We start from the raw sequence: 3,222 nt of genomic DNA on the forward strand, positions 1-3,222 counted from the left end.
CCCACGAACCGGATCCGAAAGAACCCCTCCCTTTGGAGGGGTTCTTTCGGTATTCGCCGTCCGCAGGCGCGGGCGCTGATTGAGATTCCTGACATGAGGGTGAAGCTGGGCGTTGCGATGATCTTGGTGCTGCTGGCGGGGGCCTGTACCGAACCGGCGCGAGTAACTCACAGGTCCTCCGCCGCCCCGCGCGTCACGCCCTCGACTCCGGCACCGAAGAACAAGCTCACCGTGGTGGCCGCCGGAGATCTGCTGGTGCACCCGCCGCTCACCGAGCAGGCCGCCGCCGATGCGCGGGCAGCGGGCCGTGCCGGCCATGACTTCACCCGGGTACTCGCCGCGATCCGTCCCCGGGTGAGCGCCGCGGACCTCGCCATCTGTCACATGGAGACACCCCTGGCGGAACCGCAGGGCCCGTTCACCGGATGGCCCGCCTTCAGCGTGCCCCCGGAGTTGGCCGACGCCGCCGCATGGGCCGGTTTCGACACCTGCTCCACGGCATCCAACCACTCGCTGGACACGGGCATGGAGGGCGTCACCCGGACGTTGGACAACCTCGATCGGGTCGGGCTGCGTCACGCGGGCACGGCCCGCAGCGCGGAGGAGGCGGCCCGGCCGACCATCCTCGACGTGGCGGGCGTGAAGGTCGCGCAGCTGTCGTACGCACTGAGCTTCAACGACATCCCGCTGCCGGAGGGCAAGCCGTGGGCGGCGAACCTCATCGACCAGGACGCCATCCTCGCGGCGGCGCACCGGGCGCGAGCGGCGGGCGCCGAGATCGTCATCCTCTCCATGCACTGGGGAAACGAGTACCAGAACGCGCCGAACGACGACCAGCTGGATCTGGCCCCACAGTTGCTCGCCTCGCCCGACATCGACCTGATCATCGGGCACCACGTCCACGTCGTGCAGCCGTTCGAGAAGATCGGCCGAAAGTGGGTCGCCTACGGGATGGGCAACCTCACCGCCCGGTTCGACGACGGTTCCCCGGAGAACACGCAGGACGCTGTGGTCCCCGAGTTCACCTTCACCCGTACCGCTTCCGGCGGTTGGGAGGTCACCAACGTGAGCGTGCTGCCGACCTGGATGGAGTACCACCCGGCGGCTCGCGTGGTCGACCTGATCAGCGCCGGCAAGGATTCGGCGCTGCCCGCCACGCAGCGGGCGCACTACGCCGAGATCGAAAGGCGGATCAACGGGTACGTGGGCATGCGCGGCGCCTTCGAGGCCGGACTGCAACCCCAGTCCTGACGGCCCGCCGGGTGGGTGGCTGGTCAGACCAGGCCGTGCGCGAGCATCGCTTCCGCCACCCTCCGGAAGCCGTTGATGTTCGCGCCGGCCACGTAGTCGCCGGGTAGGCCGTACTCCTCGGCGGTGGCCCAGCAGCGGGCGTGGATGTCCCGCATCGTCTCCCGCAGCCGCTGCTCCGAGTGGACGAACGTCCACGAGTCCCGGCTGGCGTTCTGCTGCATCTCCAATGCGCTCACCGCCACGCCGCCGGCGTTCGCCGCCTTGCCCGGGGCGAACCTGACCCCGGCCCGGGCCAGGATGCGCACCGCCTCCGGGGTGGTGGGCATGTTCGCCCCTTCCACCACCGCGACACAGCCGCCGGCCACGAGCGCCGCGGCCTCCGCGCCGCCGATCTCGTTCTGCGTCGCGCAGGGCAGCGCCAGGTCGCAGGGCACCTCCCAGACCGTACGACCGGAGACCGCCACCGCGTGCGGCACGTGGTGTACGTAGCTGTCGAGCCGGGCCCGGCGCTTCTCCTTCAGGTCGCGCAGCAGCTCCAGGTCGATGCCCTCCTTGTCCAGCACGTACCCGTTCGAGTCGGAGCAGGCCACCACCGTGCCGCCGAGCTGGTGCACCTTCTCGATGGCGTAGATCGCCACGTTGCCCGAGCCGGAGACCACCACCCGCTTGCCCTCGAGGCTGTCCCCGGTTTGCTTCAGCATCTCCTCGGCGAAGAAGACCGCGCCGTAGCCGGTGGCCTCGCGGCGCACCTGCGCGCCCCCGTACGTCAGGCCCTTGCCGGTGAGCACCCCCGACTCGTACCGGTTGGTGATCCGCTTGTACTGGCCGAACAGGTAGCCGATCTCCCGGACACCGACCCCGATGTCCCCGGCCGGCACGTCGGTCTGCGCGCCGATGTGCCGGGACAGTTCGGTCATGAAGCTCTGGCAGAAGCGCATCACCTCCCGGTCCGAGCGGCCCTTCGGGTCGAAGTCCGCTCCGCCCTTGCCCCCGCCGATCGCCAGGCCGGTCAGCGCGTTCTTGAAGATCTGCTCGAAGCCGAGAAACTTCACGATGCCCAGGTACACGGACGGGTGGAAGCGCAGCCCGCCCTTGAACGGGCCCAGCGCGCTGTTGAACTCCACCCGGAAACCGCGGTTGACCTGGATCCGGCCGTGGTCGTCCTCCCACGGCACCCGGAAGATGATCTGCCGCTCCGGCTCGCAGATCCGTTCGATGATCTGCGCGTGCGCGTACTCGGGGTGGCGGGCCAGAGCCGGCCCGACGCTCTCCAGCACCTCCCGCACCGCCTGGTGGAACTCGGGCTCACCCGGGTTGCGCTTGACCACGTCTGCGAACACCGACTCCAGGGTCTCCGGCATCATCGACACGTCCCTTCCGGTCCCGGGGCAGCCCCCGTTGCCCCCACCGGATCGGCCCCCGCCGACCGCTCCCGATACGATAGTCACCATCGTCCGGTTCACTGATCGGATGGACGAATTGGTCTGGGACGCCGTACGGGCATCCCGCGGCTGGCTGGACGCCGCCAACGGCACCGGGGACACCGAGCTGACCTGCCGCATCCTCAAGCTGACCGAGGAGGCGGGGGAGGCGGCCGCCGCCTGGATCGGGGTGCTCGGGCAGAACCCGCGCAAGGGGGTCACCCACACCCGCGAGGACGTCGCGGCGGAGCTGGCGGACGTGGTGTTCACCGCGCTCGTCGCGATCGAGAGCCTGGGACTGGACGCCCGCTCGGTGGTGTCGGGGTGCGCCGCCAAGGTGCAGTCCCGCCTGGCCTAGGTGCCGGTGGTCGCTGTCGGGGTGTGGCTGGCGGCCGTCGTTGGTTGCGGTTGGGTGTGGCCGCCGTGTCCGGCTCCGGGCGGTCAGGCTTGATCCTGCGCCGGTCACGGCGGGCCACACCCGCGTCGTGGTCGGCCCCCGTCCGGACGCTCCGAGTGTGTGGGCCACGGCTGGGGTACGTCGCGTGAGCGC

At 70.3% G+C, this 3,222-nt stretch carries 3 protein-coding genes; 2 read left to right on the forward strand and 1 reads right to left on the reverse strand.

Annotated elements, in window-relative coordinates:
* Nucleotides 1–93 precede the first annotated feature (93 nt).
* Nucleotides 94–1,251 carry a CapA family protein gene (locus tag ACNAVT_RS31630; protein ID WP_416301640.1) on the forward strand — a complete coding sequence of 386 codons (1,158 nt, stop codon included), beginning with the start codon at nucleotides 94–96 and terminating at the stop codon, nucleotides 1,249–1,251.
* Nucleotides 1,252–1,274: 23 nt separating this feature from the next.
* Here the strand turns inward: ACNAVT_RS31630 and gdhA are convergent, their stop codons facing one another.
* A complete protein-coding gene (gene gdhA, locus ACNAVT_RS31635; RefSeq protein ID WP_416301644.1) occupies nucleotides 1,275–2,612 on the reverse strand; it encodes an NADP-specific glutamate dehydrogenase in 1,338 nt (445 codons plus the stop codon).
* A gap of 109 nt (nucleotides 2,613–2,721) precedes the next feature.
* On the opposite strand from gdhA, the gene ACNAVT_RS31640 reads away from it, so the two are divergent.
* Nucleotides 2,722–3,030: a hypothetical protein gene (locus ACNAVT_RS31640; protein WP_416301642.1), complete on the forward strand. Its 309-nt coding sequence runs from the start codon at nucleotides 2,722–2,724 to the stop codon at nucleotides 3,028–3,030.
* Nucleotides 3,031–3,222: the final 192 nt, after the last annotated feature.

Origin of the sequence: Micromonospora sp. SL4-19, from assembly GCF_047921475.1 — a bacterium.
Lineage (GTDB): Bacteria > Actinomycetota > Actinomycetes > Mycobacteriales > Micromonosporaceae > Micromonospora.